This window comes from Azospirillum tabaci, from assembly GCF_014596085.1.
GTDB lineage: Bacteria > Pseudomonadota > Alphaproteobacteria > Azospirillales > Azospirillaceae > Azospirillum > Azospirillum tabaci.
Window position 1 is genome coordinate 451,509 of sequence record NZ_JACCJY010000001.1, and the last position, 22,279, is coordinate 473,787.

Below are 22,279 nucleotides of genomic sequence, written 5' to 3' on the forward strand. Positions count from 1 at the left end.
CGACTCCCGTTCGCCACCCGTCCTAAACAGTCAACCGTCAGGCGCTCATGCGCTCGGCGGAGGGCCGCGGCGTCTCCAGACCCCACATCTTCTCGATGTTGTAGAAGGTCCGGACTTCCGGGCGGAACAGGTGGATGATGACGTCCCCGGCATCGACCAGAACCCAGTCGCACTGGCTCAGGCCCTCGACCTCGACGCCGCGCAGGCCGGCCTGCTTCATGCGGTCGGCCAGCTTCATGGCCATGGCGGCGATGTGCCGGGTGTTGCGGCCCGACGCCACGATCATGTAGTCGGCGATGCTGGTCTTGCCGGCAAGGTCGATGACGACGACGTCTTCGGCCTGATCGTCGTCCAGGGACTTCTCGACGAGCGCCTTCAGTTCGTCCGGCTGGGGAACGGGAACGGGCGCGGGCCGCACAACGGGCGCGGCCGGTTCGATGAACGTGTTGATGGTACCTACCTCGCGATACAGGGTCACGACCCGCTGGCGCGTGCCCGGCGGATCGCCGTCGCCGAAGCCGGATGCAGCGGGTTGCGGAGGAAAATCCAGGCCGGTGTTTTCGAACCGGCCAACCCCTTGGCCTTGTGCATGCTGACCCGGCGACGGGCATAGCGCTGAGCGGCTATGCCACCAAGCGCCCCTATAGAATAAGTTGGGCGGGCGAGAACTGCAACCGGCACCAGCCGGAAGATTCGCGTCCACTGCCGCCAGCGGGGGATTTGCCGAAGATTGTCCGCCCCCATCAGCCAGACGAAGCGCGTTTTGGGAAAGCGACGCTTCAGTTGGGCCAGCGTGTCGGCGGTGTAGCGGGTGCCAAGCTCCCGCTCGATGGCGGTGATGCAGATGGCCGGATGGCGGGCGGTGCGCTGGGCCTCCTCCAGCCGCTCAGCGAGCGGCGCCATGCCCCGCACGGGCTTCAGCGGGTTCTGCGGGCTGACCAGCCACCACACCTGATCGAGCCCCAGCGCCTTCAGCGCGTACAGGCTGATGTGCCGGTGCCCGGCGTGGGCCGGGTTGAAGGACCCGCCGAGCAGCCCGACGCGCAGGCCGGCGTGGAGCGGACCGGCGTAGCGGTGGGGGGGTGGTTTCACGGTGCCCCCTCCCTAACCCTCCCCCTGCGAAGCGGGGGGAGGCTGGGAGGGGGGCTCGTGGATGGACGTGTTACGGCCGCGTCTGGCCATCGCCGCGCACGACATACTTGTAGCTGGTGAGCTGCTCCGCGCCGACCGGGCCGCGGGCGTGGAACTTGTCGGTGGAGATGCCGATCTCCGCGCCCATGCCGAACTCGCCGCCGTCGGCGAACTGAGTGCTGGCGTTCCACAGCACGATGCCGCTGTCGATGCGCTGCAGGAACCGCTCCGCCGCCGCCGCGTCCTCGGTCACGATGGCGTCGGTGTGGTGGGAGCCGTGGCGGTTGATGTGGTCGATCGCCCCGTCCACCCCGTCCACCACGCCGCAGGCGATGATGGCGTCGAGATACTCGGTGTCCCAGTCCTCCGCCGTCACCGCCGTCACGCGCGGGTCCGCGGCCTGGGCGGCGGCGTCGCCGCGGACGGCGCAGCCGGCGTCCAGCAGGTCCTTCACCAGCACCGGCAGGACGGCGCCGGCGATCCTGCGGTCGACCAGCAGCGTTTCGGCGGCGCCGCAGATCGAGGTGCGGCGCATCTTGGCGTTCATCACCACCTTGCGGGCCTTCTCCAGCTCGGCCCCGGCATCGACATAGACGGTGTTGTTGCCGTCGAGATGCTTGATGACCGGGATGCGGCTCTCCTCGGCGATGCGCTGGATCAGCGACTTGCCGCCGCGCGGGACGATCACATCGATGAAGTCGCGCATGGTCAGCATGTGGCCGACCGCCGCCCGGTCCGTGGTGGGGACGAGTTGGATCGCCGCTTCCGGCAGCCCGGCGGCGCGCAGGCCGTCGGCCAGACAGGCGGCGATGGCGCGGGATGAGCGGATGCTCTCCGAGCCGCCGCGCAGAATCGCCGCGTTGCCCGACTTCAGGCAGAGGCCGCCGGCGTCGGCGGTCACGTTGGGGCGGCTCTCGTAGATGATGCCGATCACGCCCAGCGGCACGCGCACACGCTGGATGGCCAGCCCGTTGGGGCGGGTCCATTCCGCGATGACGCCGCCGATGGGATCGGGGAAGTCGGCGATGTCCTCCAGCCCCTTGGCCATCGCCTCGATGCGGGCGTCGTTGAGGGCGAGACGCTCGATCATGGGGCCGGCGAGGCCGCGCTCCCTGGCGGCGGCGACATCCGCGTCGTTGGCCGCCTGGATCTCCGCCTTGCGGGCGCGGATCGCGGCGGCCGCCGCCCGCAAGGCCTGATCCTTCGACGGGCTTGGCACGGTCGCCAGCTCCGCCGCGGCGGCGCGGGCGGCGCGGCCGAGGGCGAGCATCTGATCGTGCAAGGCGTCGGTGGTCTCAAGCAGGGCGGACATCGGTCTCACTCCAGTGGCGTTCGCCAAACAAAAAGGGCCGGAACCATAGCCCATCCCGCGGCTCCGCGAAAGCCATGGCGGCTAAGCCGAATTGCTGATCGGTGTACTCAACAATCCGTCTGTGCCGCGGCCGATTGCGGGCGTAGCGTGGCTTTTCGCATCATCGGTGAGGGAGAACCCCATGGTCCGGCTTGTCCGCCGCGGCAGCGTCGCCGCGTGCCTGATGCTGTCCGGCATGATCGCGACGGCGCGGGCCGAAACGCCGCCGGAATCGCCTGTGGAGCGGGGGCGCGCCCTGGTCAACGGCATCGTCGCCTGCGGCAACTGCCACACGCCGCAGGGGCCGAACGGCCCGGTCGCGGGACGCGAGCTGGCCGGCGGGACGCCCTTCGTCGAGGAGCCCTTCACCGCCTACGCCCCCAACATCACGCCGGACCCGGAGACGGGGGTCGGGCGCTGGACCGACGAGCAACTGATCACCGCGATCCGCGAGGGCAGGCGCCCCGACGGCAGCCTGATCGGCCCGCCGATGCCCTTCGGCTTCTACCGCGGCCTGTCGGACGGCGACCTGCGCGCCATCGTCGCCTATCTGCGCAGCGTGCCCCCGGTGCGGCATTCTGTCCCGAAGTCCGAGTACCGCATGGCGCTGCCCGCCGCCTACGGTCCGCCGGTCGGGTCGGTGGCGGAGGTGCCGCGTACGGACCCGGTGACGTACGGCGCGTACATGGCCGGCCCGCTCGGCCACTGCATGGAGTGCCACACGCCGATGCTGCCGGACGGGCGGCTCGACATGACGCGCATGGGGGCCGGCGGGCGCACCTTCACCGGGCCGTGGGGCAACGCCGTGTCCCGCAACATCACACAGGACAAGGAGCACGGGCTGGGCGGCTGGACCGACGCGGAGATCCGCAAGGCCATCACCGAGGGTGTACGTCCCGACGGCAGCCGGCTCAGCCCGCCCATGGGCTATCACTATTACAAGTCGATGAGCGACGGCGAGCTGGGCGCCCTCATCGCCTATCTCCGTACGCTTCCGCCGACCCGCTAAACCCACAACGGCCGCATGTGAATTACCGCACCGCCGAAAACGCAGTACCGTAAGCTTTGCCGAGAGGGCATAGTCCGCGGGCTTTTCCACCCGCCGGACCGTGTTCCCATGCTGATCCTGCTGCTGATCGTTTCCGCCTTCTTCGCGGGCGTGCTCAACGCCGTGGCCGGTGGCGGCAGCTTCCTGACCTTTCCGGCGCTGATCATGGCCGGCGTGCCGCCGCTGAACGCCAACGCGACCAGCACGGTGGCGGTGTCGCCGGGCGCGCTGGCCAGCGCCTATGGCTACCGGCGGGAACTGGGGCGGATCAAAGAGGTCAGCCTGCCGGCCTTCCTCGGGGTCAGCCTGATCGGCGGGCTTCTGGGGGCGCTGCTCCTGCTGTGGACGCCGCAGCGCGTGTTCGAGGCGGTCATCCCCTGGCTGCTGCTGTTCGCAACGGTGCTGTTCGCCTTCGGCCCGAAGGTGTCGGCCTACATTCGCCGCAACTTCAAGGTCGGCCACGGCACGGTGCTGATCGTGCAGTTCTTCATCGCCATCTACGGCGGCTATTTCGGCGGGGGGATCGGCATCCTGATCCTGGCGACGCTGGGCGTCTTCGGCCTGACCGACCTGCACGCGATGAACGGGCTGAAGGCGCTGGTGTCCGGCTGCCTGAACGCGGTGGCGGTGGTGGCCTTCGTCTTCGGCGGCGCGGTCTATTGGAACGAGGCGCTGATCATGCTGGTCGCCGCCATGGCCGGCGGCTACGCCGGGGCCGCCGTCGCCCGCCACATCCCGCCGCCGGTCCTGCGCAAGTTCGTGATCCTGGTGGGCGTGGCGATGACGGTCTATTTCTTCGTCGTGAAGGGCTGAGGCGTCCAGGGAGCGGCGGTCAGTCCGCCGCCATGCGCTCCGCCAAGCCGCACAGGCCGTCCCAGTCCAGCTCCGCCGGGTCCGCCACCACATGGTCGGCGGCGTCGAACAGCAGGTCGGCGTGCTGCGGCCAGGCGATGGTCAGCATGCCGGCGGCCTTGGCGGCGCGGGCGCCGGTCGGGCTGTCCTCGATCACCGCGCAGGCCTCGGGCGCCACACCGAGGCGGGCGGCGGCGGTCAGGTAGGGCTCGGGGTCCGGTTTGCCCTTGGTCACGTCGTCGCGGCTGAGGCCGAACAGGAAATGCGGGCTGCCCATGTGGCGCAGGTTGGCCTCGACCACCCGGCGCCCGCTGTTCGACACGCAGGCCTGCAACAGCCCCCGCTCCGCGAAGGCGTCGACCAGCGCCAGGGCGCCGGCCCGCGCCTCGACCTCGGCGATGCGCTCCAGATAGAGGTCGGTGATGGCGTCCGCCCATTCCCGGAAGGTCAGGGCCATGGGCCGGGCGGCGTGCAGCCGGGCGTACAGCTCGGGGAAGGCGACGCCCAGCGTGGCCGCGTAGTCCGTGTCGGACAGGGCATGGCCGTGCAGCCGGCAGACCGCGATGGTGGCCCGCTGGTGCCAGGGTTCGCTGTCCAGCAGCGTGCCGTCGATGTCCCACAGGATGGCCTGGAGGGGCGGGCGGGCCAGGATCGAAGCGTTCACCGGGCCGCTCACCGCACCACCAGATCGTCGCGGTGGATCATCTCGTCGCGGCCGCGGTAGCCGAGGATCTCCTCGATCTCGTGGCTCTTGCGGCCGGTGATGCGGCGGGCGTCCTCGGCGGCGTAGGCGGTCAGGCCACGCGCCACCTCGCGCCCGTCGGGCGCCTTCACCACCACCACGTCGCCGCGCTCGAAGTCGCCCTCGACGGCGCGCACCCCGGCGGGCAGCAGGCTGGCACCCCGGGCGAGCGCCGACAGCGCGCCGGCGTCCACGGTCAGCGCGCCGTGGGCGTTCAGGTTGCCGCCGATCCACGCCTTGCGGGCGGAGGAGGGGGAGGCGGCGGGCAGGAACCACGTGCACAGCGCGCCGCCCTGCTCGGGCCGCTGCTCCAGCGCGGCCAGCGGGTTCATGCGCTTGCCCTTGGCGATGACCATGCGGCAGCCGGCGGCCAGCGCGACGCGCGCCGCGACGATCTTGGTCACCATGCCGCCGGAGCTGTAGCCGGGCGGCGGCTCGCCCGCCATGTTCTCGATGTCGGAGGTCAGTTCCTGGACGACCGGGATGTGCCGGGCGTCGGGGTCCTTGCGCGGGTCGGCGGTGTAGAGGCCGTCGATGTCCGACAGCAGGACCAGCGTGTCGGCGCTGATCATCTGGGCGACGCGGGCGGCCAGACGGTCGTTGTCGCCGAAGCGGATCTCCGCGGTGGCGACCGTGTCGTTCTCGTTGATGACGGGGACGGCGCCGAGCTTCAGCAGCGTGTCGATGGTGGCGCGGCCATTGAGGTGGCGGCGCCGCTCCTCGGTGTCCTCCAGCGTCACCAGCACCTGGGCGACGGTCAGCGCGTGACGGGCCAGCGTCTCCTGATAGGCGGCGGCGAGCCGGATCTGGCCGGTGGCGGCGGCGGCCTGCTTCTCCTCCAGCCGCAGGGCGCGCCCGACGAGGCCGAGATGCTCGCGCCCGCAGGCGACGGCGCCGGAGGTGACGATCACCACCTCCTGCCCGCGCTTGCGGCAGGCGGCCACGTCGTCGGCCAGCGCGTCCAGCCACTCGCGGCGCATCTGGCCGGTGGCGCTGTCGACGAGCAGGGCGGAGCCGATCTTGACGACCAGCCGCCGCGCGTCGAGCAGGGTGGGAAGCAGGGAGGGAGCCTCAGCCTTTGGCGTTGTCGTCGTGGCCGTCGCTGTGTTCGGTGTCGTCACCGTCATCGTCGCCTTCATCGTCCCAGTCATCCCCATCCGAGTCGGAGCCGTCGTCCGCCTCCTCGGGGAGATCGTCGTACTCGCCCGTCTCCTCGTTCCAGCCCGCATACTCGTCGTCCATCTTCTGGCCAACCGGGGGCCGGGGGATGGAGCGCGTGACCGGAGCTTGGATGACGTCGGGCTCCTCTTCCTTGGACTGTTTGATGAGCGTGAGCAAGCGGTAAAGCACGGCCTGGACGCCCTGACCGGTGGCGCCGGACAGAACCATCACCTCCGCACCCGACGCCGCCTCCAGCGCCGCCTTCTTCTCCGCGACCTCCTCGTCGAGCAAGGCGTCGGCCTTGTTCAGGCCGATGATCTCCAGCTTGTCGGCGAGGTTGCCGCCATAGGCGACCAGCTCGTTGCGGATGGTGGTGTAGGACTGCACCACGTCCTCCGCCGTGCCGTCGATCAGGTGGAGCAGCACGCGGGTGCGCTCGACATGGCCGAGGAAGCGGTCGCCCAGCCCGTGCCCCTCGTGCGCGCCTTCGATCAGGCCGGGGATGTCGGCGATGACGAACTCCTCGTCACCCGCGCGGACGACGCCCAGGTTGGGGGCCAGCGTGGTGAAGGGGTAGTCGGCGATCTTCGGCTTCGCCGCGGTGGTCGCCGCCAGGAAGGTGGACTTGCCGGCGTTGGGCAGGCCGAGCAGGCCGGTGTCGGCGATCAGCTTCAGCCGCAGCCAGACCCAGCGCTCCTCGCCCGGCCAGCCGGGGTGCGACTTGCGCGGGGCGCGGTTGGTCGGGGTCTTGTAATGGGCGTTGCCGAACCCGCCGTCGCCGCCCTTCAGGAAGACGACGCGCTGGCCGGGCTCCGTCAGGTCGAGCAGCACGGTCTCCTGATCCTCGTCCAGGATCTGGGTGCCAACCGGCACGCGCAGGACCACGTCCTCGCCCCTGGCGCCGTTGCGGTTGGCGCCCATGCCGTGGTTGCCGCGCTGCGCCTTGAAATGCTGCTTGTAGCGGTAGTCGATCAGCGTGTTGAGGCCGTTCACGACCTCGATCACGACGTCGCCACCACGGCCGCCGTTGCCGCCGTCCGGTCCGCCATACTCGATGAACTTCTCGCGGCGGAAGGCGATGGCGCCGGGGCCGCCGTCGCCGCTTTTCAGATACACCTTGGCTTGATCGAGGAACTTCATCGGGGACCGTGCCGGCCAATCTACCGTTTGCGCACCGTCCTCCAACCGTGGGAAGGGGGCGGTGACCACCACATCAACAAAAGAAAATCGGGGGCCGGTTGCCCGAACCCCCGATCATCCGAATACACCGTACGGGCCGGACGAGATTACTCGGCCGCGACCGCCGGGACCTCCACCGCCTCGATGGCGACGTAGGTGCGCCCCTGGGCGCTGTGCTTGAAGGCCACCACGCCGTCCGTCTTGGCGAACAGGGTGTGGTCCTTGCCGATGCCGACGTTCTCACCGGGGTGGAACTTCGTGCCGCGCTGGCGGACGATGATGTTGCCGGCGACGACGTTCTCGCCACCGAAACGCTTCACGCCGAGGCGGCGGCCAGCGGAATCGCGGCCGTTGCGCGAAGAGCCGCCTGCTTTTTTATGGGCCATGGGGAGTTACTCCTGTGACTGGTCGGCGGCCGTTCAGGCGGCGCCGTTGATCCCGGTGATGCGCAGGACGGTGAGGTCCTGGCGGTGGCCGTTCTTACGGCGGTAGTTCTGGCGGCGCTTCTTCTTGAAGACGATGATCTTCGGACCGCGATCCTGGGCGACGATCTCGGCGGTCACAGCAGCGCCGGCAACCGTCGGGGTGCCAAGGGTGGTGCTGCCGCCGTCGCTGACCATCAGCACGTCGTTGAGCGTGATGGAAGCGCCGGCCTCGGCCTCGAGCTTCTCAACGCGGATCACGTCGCCATTGGCGACCTTGTACTGCTTGCCGCCGGTGCGGATCACTGCAAACATCGTCGTCACTGCCTATCTCAAAACAAACGGAAGGGCCGCTCGCCCACCGTTTGAGGTGCAAGCCCGTTCGTGAGAGCGGGGATTTAACCGATGGGCCACCGGGAGTCAACAGGCATGGTGGCATTTTCCCGTTCATTTTCTTGCAAACAAGGGCTTGCATCCCCCCAGGCTTTTGGGTAGGTTCCGCGCCACCCCGGAAACGGGGCAGCGGATGGGTGGCAGAGCGGTTGAATGCACCGCACTCGAAATGCGGCATACCCGCAAGGGTATCGGGAGTTCGAATCTCCCCCCATCCGCCACTCTCATTCGAGCGAACGCTCAAACGGAGAAGCCTTCCCGACCGGGAAGGCTTTTTTCGTTTCCGGCCTCGGGCTTCCCTCAGCTGTCCTTGAGCATCGCCAGCGCCGCCTCGAACAGCAGGCTGCCCGGTTCGGCGAAGCGGTCCACCACGCTGAAATGGTCGGCGCCCGGCTCCACGATCTCCCGCACCGCGTTGCCCTGCGCGGCCCAGGCCAGGGCGTAGTCGGCCTGCTGGCGGTGCATCGCGTCGGTCTCAAGGCCGCCCAGCGCCGGCATCAGCAGCGGGGCGGGGGCGGGAACGGCGTGGATCGGGCTCAGCCGCCGCGCCGAGTCGGGATCGAGCCGCAGCTGCTCGTTCACCTCGAAGCCGAGCATCGGCTCCAGGTCGTAAAGGCCGCTGATCGGGATGCCGCCGGCCACGCGGTCGCGGTTCCCGGAGACCAGCTTGGCCGTCAGGTGGCCGCCCGCCGAATGGCCGGACAGCACCACCCGCCGCGGATCGCCGCCGAAGCTGGCCGCGTTGGCGAACACCCAGTCCAGCCCGGCCTGGGCGTGGCCGCACAGCTCGTCCATCGTCACGTCCGGGCACAGGCCGTAGCCGAGCAGGACGACCGCCACCCCGCGCTCCGCATAGGGGGCGGCGATGAAGGAATGCAGGTCCTTCGACAGGGCCCGCCAGTAGCCGCCATGGATGAAGACCAGCACCGGCGCGCCCTCTCCGGCGGGAAAGACGTCGGCGCGCTGGCGCGGGTGCGGGCCGGTGGGGACGTCGTAGCGGCCTCCGAGCCGCGCGCGCACCGCCTCGCTCTCCGCTTGCCAGCGGGCGAAATAGGCCGGGTGCTCCGGCACGCGCTTGCGGAAATTGTACTGGCGGTCGATCTCGGCGGCGGTCATGCCGCCAAACAGGGCTTCAGACGCCAAGATAACGCTCCTTCAGGGTGGGATCGGCCAGCAGGGCGGCGGAACTGCCCGACCACACCAGCCGCCCCTTCTCGATGACGTGATGGCGGTCGGCCAGGGCGGCGAGGGCGTGGACGTTCTTGTCCACCACCAGGATCGCCTGCCCCTCCTCCTTCAGGCGGGCGAGGCAGTCCCAGATCTCCTGGCGGACCAGCGGGGCCAGCCCCTCCGTCGCCTCATCGAGGATCAGCAGCTTGGGATTGGTCATCAGGGCGCGTCCGACGGCGAGCATCTGCTGCTCCCCTCCCGACAGGTTGCGGGCGAGGTTGCCGGCGCGCTCGGCCAGCCGGGGGAACAGGGCGTGCACCCGCTCCACCGTCCAGGGGTCGGACCGCCCGAAACGGTTGGCGGCGGTGGCGATGAGGTTCTCGCGCACGGTCAGGGTGGGGAAGACCTGCCGCCCCTCCGGCACCAGGGCGATGCCGGCCCGCGCGATGCGGTGCGGCGGCCGGCCGGCGATCTCCTCCCCCTCGAACGTGATCGAGCCGCCGGTCGGCGCCACGAGGCCCATGATGGCCTTGATGGTCGTGGTCTTGCCCATGCCGTTGCGGCCCATCAGGGTCACCGCCTCGCCGGCGTCGACGGACAGCTCCATGCCGAACAGCGCCTGGCTGGAACCGTAGGCGGCGGTCAGGTTGGCGACGCGCAGCATCAGGCGACCTCCAGCTCGTCGCCCAGATAGGCCTCGCGCACCGCCGGGTCGTTGCGGATCTCGGCCGGGGTGCCGCTGGCGAGATCCTTGCCGCGCACCAGAACGGTGATGCGGTCGGCCAGCGCGAAGACGGCGTCCATGTCGTGCTCCACCAGCAGGATCGTCACGCCGCCTTTCAGCTCCTGCAGAAGCTCGACCATGCGGGCGGAGTCCTCCGGCCCCATGCCGGCCATCGGCTCGTCGAGCAGCAGCAGCCGCGGCCTGGTCGCCAGAGCCATCGCCAGTTCGAGCTGCCGCTTCTCGCCATGGGCCAGCGCGTCGGCGCGGGTGTCGGCGCGCGCGCCCAGCCCCACCCGCTCCAGCACGGCGCGGGCGGGGTCGGCCAGCCGCCGGTCGCGCCCGGCGTCGCGCCAGAAGCGGAAGCTGTGCCCGGCGTGGGCTTGCACCGCCAGCGCCACGTTGTCGAGCGCGGTGAAGCTGGGAAAGATCGAGGTGATCTGGAAGCTGCGCGCCAGCCCGCGCTGCGCCCGCTTGTGCACGGGCAGGCGGGTCACGTCGCGCCCGTCGAACAGGATGGTCCCGGAATCGGGGGTCAGCTCCCCCGACAGCTGGCCGATCAGGGTGGTCTTGCCGGCCCCGTTCGGGCCGATCAGGGCGTGCAGCTCCCCCTCCGCGACGGACAGCGAGAGGCCGTCGGTGGCGGCCAGACCGCCGAAGCGCTTGACCAGCGAGTCGGTGCTCAGCAGGGGGGTGCTCACGGGCGCCTCCCCGCGACGACGCCCCACAATCCTTTGCGGGCATACAGCACCAGAAGGATCAGCACCGGCCCCAGCACGATCTTCCAATGCTCGCCCAGCCCGGCGTGGGCGAGGTCCATCAGCTCCGGCACGAACTCCTCCAGCAGCAGGAGCGCGGCGGCGCCCAGCACCGGGCCGATCAGCGTGCCGATGCCGCCCAGCACGACCATCACGATCAGGTCGCCGGAGCGGCTCCAATGCAGATATTGCGGCCCGACGAACATGGTGGCGTTGGCGAGCAGCGCCCCGGCGAGCCCGGCCAGCGCCCCGGCGATGACGAAGGCGACGAGCTTGTAGCGGGTGACCGGGTAGCCGAGCGCGGCCATCCGCCGCTCGTTGTCCTTGGCGCCGCGGATCACCCGCCCGAAGCGGGAGTTGACCAGCCGCCAGCCCAGCGCCAGCGCCGCCACCAGAAGCCCCAGCACCACGTAATAGAAGGTCGTGTGGTCGTTGATGTTGAGAGGAGCGGGCAGGGTGGAGCGGCTCCACAGCGCGATGCCGTCGTCCCCGCCATAGGCCTTCAGCCCGGTCATCAGGTAGAACAGCATCTGGGCGAAGGCCAACGTGATCATGATGAAGGGCACGCCGGTGGTGCGCAGCGAGATCGCCCCCACCGGCAGCGCCGCCAATGCTCCGGCCAGCATGGCCAGCGGCCAGACGATCAGCCCGTTCACCGTGCCGGGAAAACCGAACAGCGTCGATCCGTCCGACTGGTGGGCGAACAGGATGCCGACGGCATAGCCGCCGATCCCGACGAAGGCCGCGTGGCCGAAGCTGACCATTCCCCCGAAGCCCAGGATCAGATCCAGGCTCACCGCCGCCAGGGCGAAGACCAGGATGCGCGTCGCCAGCCGCACGTAGAAGGGTTCCCCCATCCAGTCGGCGACGGTGGGCAGCGCCAGCGCGACGGCCAGCAGGACCAGCAGGGCGATGCGGGGGCGGGTGAGCAGGGCGGTTCGGGGCGCGGTCGGGGGCATGGAGGGCCGGAAAAGAGGGGTGGTCAACCAATCGCCAGGCCAATCGGCAGGCCAATCGGTAGGCCCGTCTTTTCGCACAGTTGTGCGGGCTTGAACACAAAAGGTCGCGCCGGCCCGCTTGGCCCCGCCCGCTTAGCCCCAGGGCGTGTCGTGGTGGTGGCGCCGCCGCGACCGCTGGAGGAGCTGGCGCTCGGTGCAGCGCTTCATGTGCTCCGGCACCTCCGAATCCTCGCCGACGATAGGGCCGCTCAGATAGGCGGCGCCCGCGGCCTCCGCCGCTTCCAGCTCCGCCGGATTGCGCACGCCGTCGACATAGGCGAACATGCCGAACTTGCGCGGTCCGGGGCAGAAGGCCTGCACCCGTTCGAGGATGCGCGGCTCGTCCTCCCGCCCGTCCAGCCGCAGGCCGACCCCCTTGACGCCGGCAGTGGCGTAGACCGAGAGGTCGCCTGCGTCGTCGTTCAGGATGACCATGGCGGCGCGGGCGAAGGGGCGCAGCATCGCCACGATCTCCGCCAGCCGCCCATAGGGAACGCCGGCCGGCAGCCCGTCCAGCTCGAAGGCCAGGAAGGGCATCAGCACGCGCGGGATCATCCGGCAGGCCTGGATGTATTCCCGCCGCCGCCGGCTGGAGGCGAGCGTGCCGAAATGAACGGGGATGGTCTGGGCGTAGCGAAATTTGTTGGCGTACAGCTCGTTGTAGGTGCTGACCGCGAGGCTCAGCGTCTCCATGTCGAGGTCGAAGACGGCCTCCTCGCGCTCCGGGTCGAAGGAGTCCATCAGGTTCAGATAGCGGGCCGTGTCCGCGTCGGTGCGGCAGCAGTGGGTCGACACCACCTTGTGCTTCACGTCGAAGACCGGACGGAACAGCACCTTGGGCCGATGTTGCGGCGTGATGGTGTCCGCCGGCATCTCGGTCCAATGCGGGCGCCGCGCCTCCGCCACCGGAACGGCACCGTCCGCCGCCGGGGGAGAGGCCGCGGCGGCGCCCTTCGGCCCATGGGCGGCGTCCTTGAGCAGGTCGGCCAACCGCGCCGTGTCCAGGGCGACTCCGCCGCCGACATCGACCACCGCGGTCTTGACGGTGATGCGCCGGGTGTCGGCGTGGCCCAGCAGCGCCTGGTGCAGGCTTTCCATCACCTTGCTGCAGGTCAGCTGCGCCGACCTGCGGTCGGCCTGGGCGAAGACGATGATGTAGTGGTCCTCGCCGTAGCGGAACCAGACGTCGCGCGGCGACAGCACCTTCTTGAACATGCGCTCGGTGTAGACGTGCACCCGCTCGTTCACGCTTGCCCAGCGGTCGCCCAGCTCCTTGCGGATCTCGTCGAGGCCGATCAGGTGAACGGACCCCGCGGTGACGGTCTGGCTGTGCGACAGGATCTGCCGGGCGCGCTCCTTGAACGATTCGTCGATCGACTGGCTGGGGGAGGGGCTCAAGGATGGGGCGGAGCCGTCGTCCTGTTCCGGCAGAGCGCCGTCCGGACCGGAGGGATGGTGTGTGAGCATGGCCGAGCTTCCCTTTCCGGTTCTGGGGAGCGCGAACCCAAAGGCAGGGCAGCCGCCTGGAATGGGTGCGAACATGAGCGGATCGACTGCACAAACAGAATGATCCTTGCGCCCTTGCTGATACGTTAACGGAGGCGTCGCGCCCGCCCTTGCAGACGGTCTATGCGAAAAGAAGCGTCACTTTCCCGAAAGTGCCTACGCCGACTCGCGCCGTGCCTTTACTCTGGCCCTCAGCAGCATCTGTTTCTCGGTGCAGCGCCGCATGTGTTCGGGAACGTCGGAATCCTTGCCGACCACGGCCCCGCCGACATAGGCCGCTCCGGCCTCGATCGCGGCTTGGAACTGCTCGACATTGCGGATGCCGTCCAGATAGGCGAACAGGCCGTGCTTGCGCGGAACGTGGCAGAAGGCGTTGATCTTGTCGATGCAGCGCTGATCGCCGTCCCGGAAATCCATGGACAGCCCCACGCCCTTGATGCCGGCGTTGGCGTAGGTCGCGATGTCGGCGTTCTCTTCTCTTAGGATGACGATTGTGGCGCGTCCGAAGGGGCGCAGCAGGGTGACCATCTCGGCCAGCCGGCCGTTGGGAATGCCCTGCGGCAACCCTTCCAACTCGAAGGCCAGGAACGGAACCAGGCAATTGGGGATCATCCGGCAGGACTGGAGATACTCCCGCCGCCGCCGCACCGAGGCGAGGGTCTCGAAATGGACGGGGATGGTCTGGGCGTAACGGAATTTGTTCTTGTACAGCTCATTGTAGGTGCGGACGGCATGGCACAGGGTCTCCATGTCATAATCGAAGATGGCCTCCTCCTGCAGGACATCATCCGCGGTGATCTGGTTGATGTGCCGGCAGGTGTGGAGATCCGGCCGGCAGGTGTAGGTGGAGATCACCTTGTTCCGCACGTCATAGACCGGGCGGAAGAGCACCTTGGGCCGCGGCGGCGGCTCGCCGTTGCCGAGCGCGACATCCATCAGCGATGGCCGTTGTCGCTCTTCGGGCCGCTCCTCGGGCCGTTCCTTGGGCCGCTCCTCGGGCTGTGGCTTGGCGGACGGTCGATCCGAGGGGTTGGCCGCGTGGAGCAGCAGGTCGTCCAACCGTGCGCTGCCGACCGCGACGCTGCCGTCGACTTCCACCAGCGCGGTCTTGACGATGATCTGGCTGGTGTCGCTGTGCCCCAGCAAGGCCTGGTGCAGGGATTCGACGACCTTTCCGCAGATCAACTGGGCCGCCTGGAGGTCCGCATGGGCGAACACGATGATGAACTGGGAATCGCCGTGCCGGAACCACACGTCGTGGGACGACAGCATCTTTTCGAGAAGGCGGTCCATGTAGACGTGGACCCGCTCCTTCACCCGTTCCCAGCGGTCGCCGAGCTGGTCCCGGATGTCCTCCAGGCCGATCAGATGCACCGCCCCGGCGGTGATGACCCGTCCGCTGAACAGGATTTTCCTGGCGCGGTCCCGGAAGGCCGCGTCGTTCAGATGGCAGGAGGCTTGGCAATCCGCCGCCTTGGCGGCGCCGGTGCAGTCACAGGTGGGACGAGTGCAGGGCGATTCCGCGTGTTCGTCCTGGGCGCTGGGCGGCGGTTGGACTGCGTTCACGGCGATGTCTCCCATGCAACCGGCGGACGTCGCGATGCCGGTCCTGAGCCTGCTTTCTGAGAGTTCGTTGCGCAAACAACCATGCTTTACGGGTAATTTCAGAAGCGTTAACAGCCCGGGGTTTTTTCGGTCCGGCCATGCGATCGTTGCCCACTGTCCGTCTTGGGCGTTGACCCATGGTATGGACCGGATTATGCCGGGCCGGCCTGCGGTCATGGGAAAGGGCAAGGACATGAACGGGAAGAATGCGGTGGTGCTGGTCAGCGGCGGTCTGGATTCCACGACGGTGCTGGCCATCGCCCGGGAGCAGGGGTACCGGCTGAACGCGCTCAGCTTCCGCTACGGGCAGCGCCACGCGGTGGAGCTGGAGGCGGCCAAGCGCGTCGCCTCGGCCATGGCGGTGGACCGCCACGTCATCGCCGACATCGACCTGCGGGCCTTCGGCGGCTCCGCCCTGACCGACGCCATCGACGTGCCCAAGCACGCCAGCGCGGCGGATCTGGGGACGGGCATCCCGGTGACCTACGTCCCGGCGCGCAACACGGTGTTCCTGTCCTTCGCGCTGGCCTGGGCGGAGACGCTGGAGGCGTCGGACATCTTCATCGGCGTGAACGCGCTGGACTATTCCGGCTATCCGGACTGCCGGCCCGAATACATCGCCGCCTTCGAGACCATGGCGAATCTCGCCACCAAGGCGGGGGTGGAGGGCACCAGCCGGTTCAAGATCCACGCCCCGCTGATGACGCTCGACAAGGCGGGCATCATCCGCCGCGGGCTGGAGCTGGGGGTGGATTACGGCCTGACCCACTCCTGCTACGACCCGGCGCCGGACGGCACGGCCTGCGGCTCCTGCGACAGCTGCCTGCTGCGGCTGAAGGGCTTCGCCGAGGCCGGGCTGGCCGATCCAGTGGCCTACGGGGGCCGGGCCTGATGCGCGGCGCCAACCCGGTCCGCCCGCAGGAGGGGGGCGACGGCCAAAGCCTGTGGATACAGGAGGTCTTCTACACCCTTCAGGGCGAAGGCCCCTTCGTCGGGGAGCCCAGCGTCTTCGTGCGGACCGGCGGCTGCAACCTGCGCTGCCACTGGTGCGACACCGACTTCGAAAGCTCGCCCTGGCGCCCGTCCCTGGACGAGCTGCTGGCCCGCATCGGGGAACTGCGCCCTGCGGTCTGCGACCTGATCGTACTGACCGGCGGGGAGCCGCTGCGCCAGAACGTCGTCCCGCTGATCCGCGCCCTGCTGGAGCGGGGCCTGCGCGTGCAGATCGAGACGAACGGCACGCTGTGGCTGGACGGCATGCCGGACGACCCGCGGCTGACCATCGTGTGCAGCCCGAAGACGCCCGGCCTGCACCCGGACCTCGTGCCGCGGGTGTCGGTCTACAAATACGTGCTGGCGGCGGGGGAGAGCGATCCCGGCGACGGGCTGCCCACCCTGTCCACCCAGTTGCCGGGGCAGGCCGCCCGGCTGTTCCGCCCGCCGCCCGGCGCCGCCGTCACGGTGATGCCGCGCGACGACGGCGACGAGGAGCGGAACTTCGCCAACCGGCAGGCCTGCACCGCTGTGGCGCTGGCCCACGGCTACCGGATGAGCGTCCAGCTTCACAAGCTGCTGGGGATCGCCTGAAGACGGTGCCCGTTACAGGTCGTTGATGCTCATGTCCCCGCGCAGCCACCACGGCGCGCCCGACAGGCCGAGGTGGCCGGCGTCCAGGTGATGCTCCGGCGCGCCGCGGAAGATCACCGTGTTGGTCGGCGTCTCCTCGATCTCCACCTCGACGCAGCGCAAGGGTGAGGTCTCCGCGGCGAACAGCGCGTTGGCCTTGGCCATCATGCAGGCGGCCAGCGCCTCCGTCGTCGGGTCGCCGGGGGTGATCAGCAGCATGGGCAGCTTTTCCGGCTCGTGCTCCCGGAAATAGCCGATCAGCGGGTCGCGGTGGGACAGCTGGAGCGCGTGGTCGACATGCCCGTCGATCCAGCGGTGCCAGGTCGCCTTGGCCCGCGCGAAGGACTCCACCATGTTCGCCGCCCCGTCGAGCGGTGCGGGGTCCACGGCCTCCAGCTTCACCGAAACGGTCTCGTTGTGGCCGTGCGGCACGGCGCATTTGACGGAGTCGCCGGCGATCAGGCGATGGGCCATGCTGAAGCGCCGCCGGAACAGCAGCGTGAACTCGTTCGTGGTCATAAAGTGAACCTAGCCGTTCCTCAATGCGCTGGGAACAGGCCCTTGGGCCTGATCGCCAGAACCACCGCCATCAACACGTAGATCGCCATGGAGGCAAGCGCGGCCCCGGCGGCGCTGGCGTTGGCGGCGTCCATCACCAGACGGAAGGCGGCTGGCAACAGGGCGCGGCCCAGCGTGTCCACCATGCCGACCAGCAGGGCGCCGGCCAGCGCCCCGCGGATCGAGCCGATGCCGCCGATCACGATGACCACGAAGGTCAGGATCAGGATCTGTTCGCCCATCCCGACCTGCACGGCCAGGACCGGCCCGGCCATGGCGCCGGCCAGCCCGGCCAGCCCGCAGCCCAGCGCGAAGACCAACCCGAACAGCCGCCGGACATCCACCCCCAGCGCCATCACCATCTCGCGGTTGGTGGCCCCGGCGCGGATCAGCATGCCGACCCGCGTGCGGGCGATCAGCAGCCACAGGAACACCGCCACGGCGATGCCGACGGCGAGGATCGCCAGCCGGAAGGCCGGGTATTTCAGCCCGAACAGGTCCACCGTCCCGGCCAGCGCCGCCGGCGGGTTCAGGAAAATGGGCACCGGGCCGAAGACGATCTTCACCAGCTCGTTGAAGAACAGGATCAGCCCGAAGGTCGCCAGCACCTGATCGAGATGGTCGCGGCGGTAGAGCGTGCGCAGCGCCACCGCCTCCACCACCAGCCCCAAGAGCGCCGTCAGCAGCACCGCCGCCGCCAGCGCCAGCGGGAAACTGTCCAGCACCGGCACCAGCGCCGCCGTCAGGTAGGCGCCGACCATGTAGAAGGTGCCGTGGGCGAGGTTGATGAGGTCCATGATGCCGAAGACGAGCGTCAGCCCGGCGGCCATCAGGAACAGCATCACGCCGAGCTGAAGCCCGTTCAGACCCTGTTCGACGAGGAGGAGCGCGTCCATTCTCCGGCGTCCTGCCTGCGCCTCACTTCATCGCGCAGTCTTTGACGTAGGCGTCGGCGTGGTTGGTGAAGACCGTGGCGACGGTCTTGTTGGTCACCGCACCGTCCGCACCCGTCACCACCTCGCGCAGGTAGATGTTGTGGATCGGGTAGTGGTTGGTGTTGAAGGCCACCTCGCCGCGCAGGCTCTGCAGCTTGGCTGAGGCCAGGGCGGCGCGCAGCTTGTCCTTGTCCTTCAGGTTGCCGCCGACCGCCTTCACCGCCGTGTCGATCAGCAGCGCCGTGTCGTAGCCCTGGGCGGCGTACATGGACGGGATGCGCCCGTACTTGGCCTTGAAGTCGGCGACGAACTTTTTGTTGGCGGCGTTGTCGAGGTCGGGGCTCCACTGCGCGGAGTTCTTGACGCCGAGCGCGGACTCGCCGACCGCCGCCAGGATGTCCTGGTCGAAGGAGAAGCCGGGACCGAACAGCGGAACGGCGCCCTTCAGCCCGGCCTGCTCATACTGCTTGATGAAGTTGATGCCCATGCCGCCGGGGTAGAAGACGTAGACGGCGTCCGGCGCCGCGGCCTTGAGCTGCGCCAGCTCCGCCGCGTAGTCGAGCTGCCCGACCTGGGTGTAGACCTCGCCCACGACCGCACCCTTGTAGTAGCGCTTGAAGCCGGCCAGACCGTCCTTGCCCGCCGGGTAGTTGGGGGCCATCAGATAGACCTTCTTGAAGCCCTCGTCCTGGACATGCTTGCCCACGGCCTCGTGGATCTGGTCGTTCTGGTAGGCGGCGTTGAAGAAGTACGGGTTGCACTGCGCGCCCGCCAGCTGCGACGGGCCGGCGTTCGGGCTGATGAAGAAGGTCTGCCCGCCGGCCAGAGTCGGAAGCATCGCCAGCGCGAGGTTCGACCAGACCACGCCGGTCACCACCTGCACGCGGTCGCGCTCGACCATGCGGTTGGCGAGGCCGACGGCGACGTCGGGCTTCTGCTGGTCGTCCGCCTCGATGACCTGGGTGTCCTGCCCGCCCAGCTTGCCGCCCGCATGCTCCACCGCCAGCGCGAAGCCGTCGCGGATGTCGATGCCCAGACCCGCACCGGGGCCGGACAGGGTGGTGACCATGCCGATCTTCAGCGTGTCCGCCGCCGCCGGGGTGGCGAGCAGGGCCAGCGCGGAGGCCAGCGTAAGCAGGTTGCGGGTCATGACGGTCCAGCCTCCAGGGGTATTATGATTGATTTATGGGCAGTGCAAAGTTCAGGCAGCCCGCATCCGTTCGTCCGCCCGCTTGTCCGCCCAGGCGCGCGCCGTGGACGGGCGGCCCTCGGCGTCGATCAGGCCGCGGGTGAAGAGTTCCTCGACATGGCGGATGAAGAAGGCGGCGGTGCTTTCCCGCTCCCAGCGTTCCATCCAGTTCTGCTCCAGGAAGGCGAGGATCGCCGGCTGGCCCAGCTCGGCCTCCCACAGCACGCCCAGCAGGGAGGTCTGCTGCTCCTCGTGCATGCATTCCTCGAAGGTCAGCTTCTGCTGGCTGCGCGCTTCCTTGCGCAGCGTCGTCTCTGGCCCCGGCCCCAGGCCGAAGTCGTAGAGCGCGCGGCGCTCGGGCGCTGCGACCAGCCAGTGGGCGACCTCATGCACGATGACCGTCGATTCCACGTCGGTGCGGATGACCTCGCCGTCCCACATGAAGGAGGCGTTCGGCGGCTCGTCCAGCGTGCCGATGCCGTGAGCGTGGGCCAGCCGCACCGCTTCGGCGCGCTGCTCCGGCGTGTCGACGCCGCCGGGCACCGGCCATGTCGCGGCGATGCGCCGGAAGGCGGCCAGGGGCAGGGGCTTGCCGGCCAGCAGGCGCTCGAAGGTCGCCAGGGCCTCCGGCATCGTCTCGGCCGGGATCGGGGTCAGGATCATGATGGGGAGAGCAGTCCGGGGTGCGCAATGCCCCTATTTGCCCAACAGGGCCGGCGCGGCGCAAGAAAAACCCCTCTTCCATCGCAATCGGATGGGAGAGGGGGGAGGAAAAAAACCGTCAGGCGGCCCGCATGTCGGTCAGGAAGCGGGAGACGAAGCCGCGCAGCCCCTCGGCTTCGCCGCTGAGCCCGTCGGCGGCGTCGAGCACCTGGCGGGAGGCGTCGCCGGTGGCTTCCGCCGCCTGGGTCACCCCGGCGATGTTGCCCGACACCTCCTGCGTGCCGCGGGCGGCCTGCTGGACGTTGCGGCTGATCTCCTGGGTGGCCGCACCCTGCTCCTCGACCGCGGCGGCGATGGTGGTGGAGATGTGGCTGATCTCGCCGATCACGCGGCCGATCTCGGCGATGGCCCCGGCGGCCTCGCGGCTGACCTGCTGGATGCCGGCGATCTGGCCGGAGATGTCCTCCGTCGCCTTGGCGGTCTGGTTGGCGAGGCTCTTCACCTCCGACGCCACGACGGCGAATCCCTTGCCGGCCTCGCCGGCGCGGGCCGCCTCGATGGTGGCGTTCAGCGCCAGCAGGTTGGTCTGGCTGGCGATGTCGTTGATGAGCTGCACCACCTCGCCGATGCGCTGGGCGGCGTCGACCAGGCCGCGCACGGTGGCGTCGGTCCGCTCGGCGGTGCTGACCGCCTGCCCGGCGATGCTGTTGCTCTGGGCGACCTGCCGGCTGATCTCCTGGATCGAGCTGGACAGCTCCTCGGCGGCGGCGGCGACGGTCTCCACGTTGGCGGTCGCCTGGGTGGAGGCGGCGGCGACGGCGCTGGCCTGCCGGGTGGTCTGCTCCGCGGTGGCCGACATGCCCTGGGCCGTGCTGTTGAGCTGGGTGGCGGCGGAGGAGACGCGGCCCAGCACCTCCATCACCATGCGGTCGAATTCGCGGGTCAGGGCGTCGATGCGCTCCGACCGCTCGCGGCGGGTCTGATGCTCGGCGGCCTGCTCGGCGGCCATGCGGTCGGCCTCGATCAGGCTGTGCTTGAAGACCTCGACGGCCTTGGCCATGCCGCCGATCTCGTCGCCACGGTCCAGGCCGGGCACGTCCACCCGGCGGTCGCCGCCGGCCAGACGGGTCATGGTGTCGGTCATCGACACGATGGGCCGCGACAGGCCGCGCCCGATCAGCAGGGCGGTGATCAATCCGAGCAGGACGGCGACCGCGGCGGCGGCGGTGGTCATCGTCCGGGCGCGGTCGATGTTTTCCGTGGCGGTGGTGCCGAGCGCCGCCTGCTGGCGGGCGCTGGCGTCGCGCAGCTGCTCGACCCGCGCGTTGACGGTCGGGCCGAGCGTCTCCAGCACCTGCGAGACCAGCTCGTCCCGCTTGGTGGTGGCGACGACCGCCTTCTCGAACTGGGTGGCGAAGACGCGCTGGTAGGCCAGGAAGGACGAGGCGCCCCGGCGGCGCTCCAGCTCGGTCAGCTTGGCGAGCATCGCGTTGCCGCGCTCGCGGGCGTTCTGAAGCTCCTTGCGGAAGATGTCGGCGCTTTCCGCCGAGCCGTCGGTCAGGAAGCGGTTGACGTTGTTGCGGGCGGCCAGGAAATGGCGGGCCGCCATGCCCGCCTGATAGGCGGCCTCGGTGTCGCCGTCCGCGTAGGCGCTGTCCATGACGCCGCTCAGCGCCTTCTCCATCTTGACCCCGAGGTCCAGAAGCTCCGCCGCCGCCTCGTTGCGGGTCGCCTGGAACTCCATGATGCGGGCGAAAGCCTCGCGGTACTGCCCCAGCTCATTGTCCATCTGGGTCACCGTGCGGCTCAGCGTCGGCTCGCTGAACAGCGTCTTGGCGTCGTCGATCCGCCCGTCGAGGTCCGCGGCCAGCGAATCCACCGTTTGGGCGGCCTCCTCGCTGCCGGTCAGCAGGAAGGTCTTGGCCTGGAGCTGGACCTCCAGCATCGTCGCCTGGATGCGCCCGACCTCCGTGGTCTGGCGGGCCAGCGTCTGATAGGTCGCGAAGCCGTCCTTCGCGTCCGTCAGGGCGTACACCCCGACGCCGCCGATGGCGACCAGGAAGAGGAGAACCCCGGCGTTCGCCGCCGTGATCTTGGTGCCGACCCGCAGATGGTTGAACAGGCTCATGGTCGGGGAAACTCCGGATGAGGCTGATTGGTTTAGGTACAAAACATGGCAGTGTCCGCTTACCAATTCATTAAGTGTGCCAACTGATTTCCAATCCCCGAAGACGGGCGGTCAGAGCCGTGCGCGCACCCTTGGGGACGTCC

General features: G+C 69.3%; 23 protein-coding genes and 1 tRNA gene. 5 read left to right on the plus strand and 19 right to left on the minus strand.

Going from position 1 to position 22,279, the window contains the following annotated elements; genetic code table 11:
- Positions 1-37: 37 nt before the first annotated feature.
- From rsfS to H0B54_RS02200, 3 genes are all read right to left on the minus strand, one after another.
- The gene (gene rsfS, locus H0B54_RS02190) at positions 38-478 is read right to left on the minus strand and encodes a ribosome silencing factor (protein ID WP_149468601.1); all 441 of its coding nucleotides are present in this window, start codon (positions 476-478) and stop codon (positions 38-40) included.
- On the minus strand, positions 475-1,092 hold the full coding sequence (locus H0B54_RS02195) for a nicotinate-nucleotide adenylyltransferase (RefSeq protein WP_188259047.1): 618 nt from the start codon (positions 1,090-1,092) through the stop codon (positions 475-477). Before H0B54_RS02195 ends, rsfS begins: the two co-directional genes overlap by 4 nt.
- A gap of 70 nt (positions 1,093-1,162) precedes the next feature.
- Positions 1,163-2,443: a glutamate-5-semialdehyde dehydrogenase gene (locus tag H0B54_RS02200; protein WP_188259048.1), complete on the minus strand. Its 1,281-nt coding sequence runs from the start codon at positions 2,441-2,443 to the stop codon at positions 1,163-1,165.
- A gap of 181 nt (positions 2,444-2,624) precedes the next feature.
- Here H0B54_RS02200 and H0B54_RS02205 point away from each other — a divergent pair, with 181 nt between their 5' ends.
- Together H0B54_RS02205 and H0B54_RS02210 are read left to right on the plus strand one after the other, a co-directional pair.
- A complete protein-coding gene (locus H0B54_RS02205) occupies positions 2,625-3,491 on the plus strand; it encodes a c-type cytochrome (protein ID WP_188259049.1) in 867 nt (288 codons plus the stop codon).
- 108 nt (positions 3,492-3,599) lie between these two features.
- A complete protein-coding gene (locus H0B54_RS02210; protein ID WP_188259050.1) occupies positions 3,600-4,343 on the plus strand; it encodes a sulfite exporter TauE/SafE family protein in 744 nt (247 codons plus the stop codon).
- A gap of 19 nt (positions 4,344-4,362) precedes the next feature.
- Here H0B54_RS02210 and H0B54_RS02215 read toward each other — a convergent pair whose 3' ends face one another.
- From H0B54_RS02215 to rplU, 5 genes are all read right to left on the minus strand, one after another.
- Complete coding sequence (locus tag H0B54_RS02215) at positions 4,363-5,046, minus strand: HAD-IA family hydrolase (RefSeq protein WP_188259051.1); 684 nt, start codon at positions 5,044-5,046, stop codon at positions 4,363-4,365.
- An 8-nt stretch (positions 5,047-5,054) separates the two neighbouring features.
- Complete coding sequence (gene proB, locus H0B54_RS02220; RefSeq protein ID WP_246472219.1) at positions 5,055-6,263, minus strand: glutamate 5-kinase; 1,209 nt, start codon at positions 6,261-6,263, stop codon at positions 5,055-5,057.
- Complete coding sequence (obgE, locus tag H0B54_RS02225) at positions 6,196-7,425, minus strand: GTPase ObgE (RefSeq protein ID WP_188259052.1); 1,230 nt, start codon at positions 7,423-7,425, stop codon at positions 6,196-6,198. The genes proB and obgE overlap by 68 nt, the downstream gene beginning before the upstream one ends.
- A gap of 146 nt (positions 7,426-7,571) precedes the next feature.
- Complete coding sequence (gene rpmA / locus H0B54_RS02230) at positions 7,572-7,850, minus strand: 50S ribosomal protein L27 (protein ID WP_038526273.1); 279 nt, start codon at positions 7,848-7,850, stop codon at positions 7,572-7,574.
- A gap of 33 nt (positions 7,851-7,883) precedes the next feature.
- Positions 7,884-8,201: a 50S ribosomal protein L21 gene (gene rplU, locus H0B54_RS02235; protein WP_014239459.1), complete on the minus strand. Its 318-nt coding sequence runs from the start codon at positions 8,199-8,201 to the stop codon at positions 7,884-7,886.
- 209 nt (positions 8,202-8,410) lie between these two features.
- On the opposite strand from rplU, the gene H0B54_RS02240 reads away from it, so the two are divergent.
- Positions 8,411-8,500: transfer RNA gene (locus tag H0B54_RS02240), tRNA-Ser, on the plus strand.
- A 79-nt stretch (positions 8,501-8,579) separates the two neighbouring features.
- Here H0B54_RS02240 and H0B54_RS02245 read toward each other — a convergent pair.
- From H0B54_RS02245 to H0B54_RS02270, 6 genes are all read right to left on the minus strand, one after another.
- Complete coding sequence (locus H0B54_RS02245) at positions 8,580-9,422, minus strand: alpha/beta hydrolase (RefSeq protein ID WP_188259053.1); 843 nt, start codon at positions 9,420-9,422, stop codon at positions 8,580-8,582.
- Positions 9,412-10,113 carry an ABC transporter ATP-binding protein gene (locus H0B54_RS02250; protein WP_188259054.1) on the minus strand — a complete coding sequence of 234 codons (702 nt, stop codon included), beginning with the start codon at positions 10,111-10,113 and terminating at the stop codon, positions 9,412-9,414. The genes H0B54_RS02245 and H0B54_RS02250 overlap by 11 nt, the downstream gene beginning before the upstream one ends.
- The gene (locus H0B54_RS02255; RefSeq protein ID WP_343068877.1) at positions 10,113-10,871 is read right to left on the minus strand and encodes an ABC transporter ATP-binding protein; all 759 of its coding nucleotides are present in this window, start codon (positions 10,869-10,871) and stop codon (positions 10,113-10,115) included. Before H0B54_RS02255 ends, H0B54_RS02250 begins: the two co-directional genes overlap by 1 nt.
- Complete coding sequence (locus H0B54_RS02260) at positions 10,868-11,914, minus strand: branched-chain amino acid ABC transporter permease (protein WP_281389924.1); 1,047 nt, start codon at positions 11,912-11,914, stop codon at positions 10,868-10,870. The genes H0B54_RS02255 and H0B54_RS02260 overlap by 4 nt, the downstream gene beginning before the upstream one ends.
- Positions 11,915-12,019: 105 nt before the next feature.
- Positions 12,020-13,393: a nucleotidyl cyclase domain-containing protein gene (locus H0B54_RS02265; protein WP_188259056.1), complete on the minus strand. Its 1,374-nt coding sequence runs from the start codon at positions 13,391-13,393 to the stop codon at positions 12,020-12,022.
- A 195-nt stretch (positions 13,394-13,588) separates the two neighbouring features.
- Positions 13,589-14,998 (minus strand): hypothetical protein, encoded by a 1,410-nt coding sequence (locus H0B54_RS02270; protein WP_188259057.1) that lies wholly within the window; start codon positions 14,996-14,998, stop codon positions 13,589-13,591.
- Between the two features lie 232 nt (positions 14,999-15,230).
- Here H0B54_RS02270 and queC point away from each other — a divergent pair, with 232 nt between their 5' ends.
- Positions 15,231-15,929, plus strand: a complete 699-nt coding sequence (gene queC, locus H0B54_RS02275) for a 7-cyano-7-deazaguanine synthase QueC (RefSeq protein WP_188259058.1) — start codon at positions 15,231-15,233, stop codon at positions 15,927-15,929.
- A complete protein-coding gene (locus H0B54_RS02280) occupies positions 15,929-16,624 on the plus strand; it encodes a 7-carboxy-7-deazaguanine synthase QueE (RefSeq protein ID WP_188259059.1) in 696 nt (231 codons plus the stop codon). The genes queC and H0B54_RS02280 overlap by 1 nt, the downstream gene beginning before the upstream one ends.
- A 12-nt stretch (positions 16,625-16,636) precedes the next feature.
- Here H0B54_RS02280 and H0B54_RS02285 read toward each other — a convergent pair whose 3' ends face one another.
- The 5 genes from H0B54_RS02285 to H0B54_RS02305 form a co-directional block, all read right to left on the minus strand.
- Positions 16,637-17,182, minus strand: a complete 546-nt coding sequence (locus H0B54_RS02285; RefSeq protein ID WP_188259060.1) for a 6-pyruvoyl trahydropterin synthase family protein — start codon at positions 17,180-17,182, stop codon at positions 16,637-16,639.
- A gap of 20 nt (positions 17,183-17,202) precedes the next feature.
- Positions 17,203-18,117 carry a branched-chain amino acid ABC transporter permease gene (locus tag H0B54_RS02290; protein WP_188259061.1) on the minus strand — a complete coding sequence of 305 codons (915 nt, stop codon included), beginning with the start codon at positions 18,115-18,117 and terminating at the stop codon, positions 17,203-17,205.
- A 22-nt stretch (positions 18,118-18,139) separates the two neighbouring features.
- The gene (locus tag H0B54_RS02295) at positions 18,140-19,306 is read right to left on the minus strand and encodes an ABC transporter substrate-binding protein (protein ID WP_188259062.1); all 1,167 of its coding nucleotides are present in this window, start codon (positions 19,304-19,306) and stop codon (positions 18,140-18,142) included.
- Between the two features lie 51 nt (positions 19,307-19,357).
- Positions 19,358-20,008 carry an elongation factor P hydroxylase gene (locus tag H0B54_RS02300; RefSeq protein WP_094301879.1) on the minus strand — a complete coding sequence of 217 codons (651 nt, stop codon included), beginning with the start codon at positions 20,006-20,008 and terminating at the stop codon, positions 19,358-19,360.
- A gap of 118 nt (positions 20,009-20,126) precedes the next feature.
- Positions 20,127-22,136 (minus strand): HAMP domain-containing methyl-accepting chemotaxis protein, encoded by a 2,010-nt coding sequence (locus H0B54_RS02305; protein ID WP_188259063.1) that lies wholly within the window; start codon positions 22,134-22,136, stop codon positions 20,127-20,129.
- Positions 22,137-22,279 lie beyond the last annotated feature (143 nt).

Coding starts and splice junctions, on each gene's coding strand:
- H0B54_RS02200 (WP_188259048.1), bottom strand. CDS start 2,443: ATGTCCGCCCTGCTTGAGACCACCGACGCCTTGCACGATCAGATGCTC.
- H0B54_RS02205 (WP_188259049.1), top strand. CDS start 2,625: ATGGTCCGGCTTGTCCGCCGCGGCAGCGTCGCCGCGTGCCTGATGCTG.
- H0B54_RS02210 (WP_188259050.1), top strand. CDS start 3,600: ATGCTGATCCTGCTGCTGATCGTTTCCGCCTTCTTCGCGGGCGTGCTC.
- proB (WP_246472219.1), bottom strand. CDS start 6,263: ATGAAGGCGACGATGACGGTGACGACACCGAACACAGCGACGGCCACG.
- obgE (WP_188259052.1), bottom strand. CDS start 7,425: ATGAAGTTCCTCGATCAAGCCAAGGTGTATCTGAAAAGCGGCGACGGC.
- rpmA (WP_038526273.1), bottom strand. CDS start 7,850: ATGGCCCATAAAAAAGCAGGCGGCTCTTCGCGCAACGGCCGCGATTCC.
- rplU (WP_014239459.1), bottom strand. CDS start 8,201: ATGTTTGCAGTGATCCGCACCGGCGGCAAGCAGTACAAGGTCGCCAAT.
- H0B54_RS02250 (WP_188259054.1), bottom strand. CDS start 10,113: ATGCTGCGCGTCGCCAACCTGACCGCCGCCTACGGTTCCAGCCAGGCG.
- H0B54_RS02265 (WP_188259056.1), bottom strand. CDS start 13,393: ATGCTCACACACCATCCCTCCGGTCCGGACGGCGCTCTGCCGGAACAG.
- queC (WP_188259058.1), top strand. CDS start 15,231: ATGAACGGGAAGAATGCGGTGGTGCTGGTCAGCGGCGGTCTGGATTCC.
- H0B54_RS02280 (WP_188259059.1), top strand. CDS start 15,929: ATGCGCGGCGCCAACCCGGTCCGCCCGCAGGAGGGGGGCGACGGCCAA.
- H0B54_RS02285 (WP_188259060.1), bottom strand. CDS start 17,182: ATGACCACGAACGAGTTCACGCTGCTGTTCCGGCGGCGCTTCAGCATG.
- H0B54_RS02290 (WP_188259061.1), bottom strand. CDS start 18,117: ATGGACGCGCTCCTCCTCGTCGAACAGGGTCTGAACGGGCTTCAGCTC.
- H0B54_RS02295 (WP_188259062.1), bottom strand. CDS start 19,306: ATGACCCGCAACCTGCTTACGCTGGCCTCCGCGCTGGCCCTGCTCGCC.
- H0B54_RS02300 (WP_094301879.1), bottom strand. CDS start 20,008: ATGATCCTGACCCCGATCCCGGCCGAGACGATGCCGGAGGCCCTGGCG.
- H0B54_RS02305 (WP_188259063.1), bottom strand. CDS start 22,136: ATGAGCCTGTTCAACCATCTGCGGGTCGGCACCAAGATCACGGCGGCG.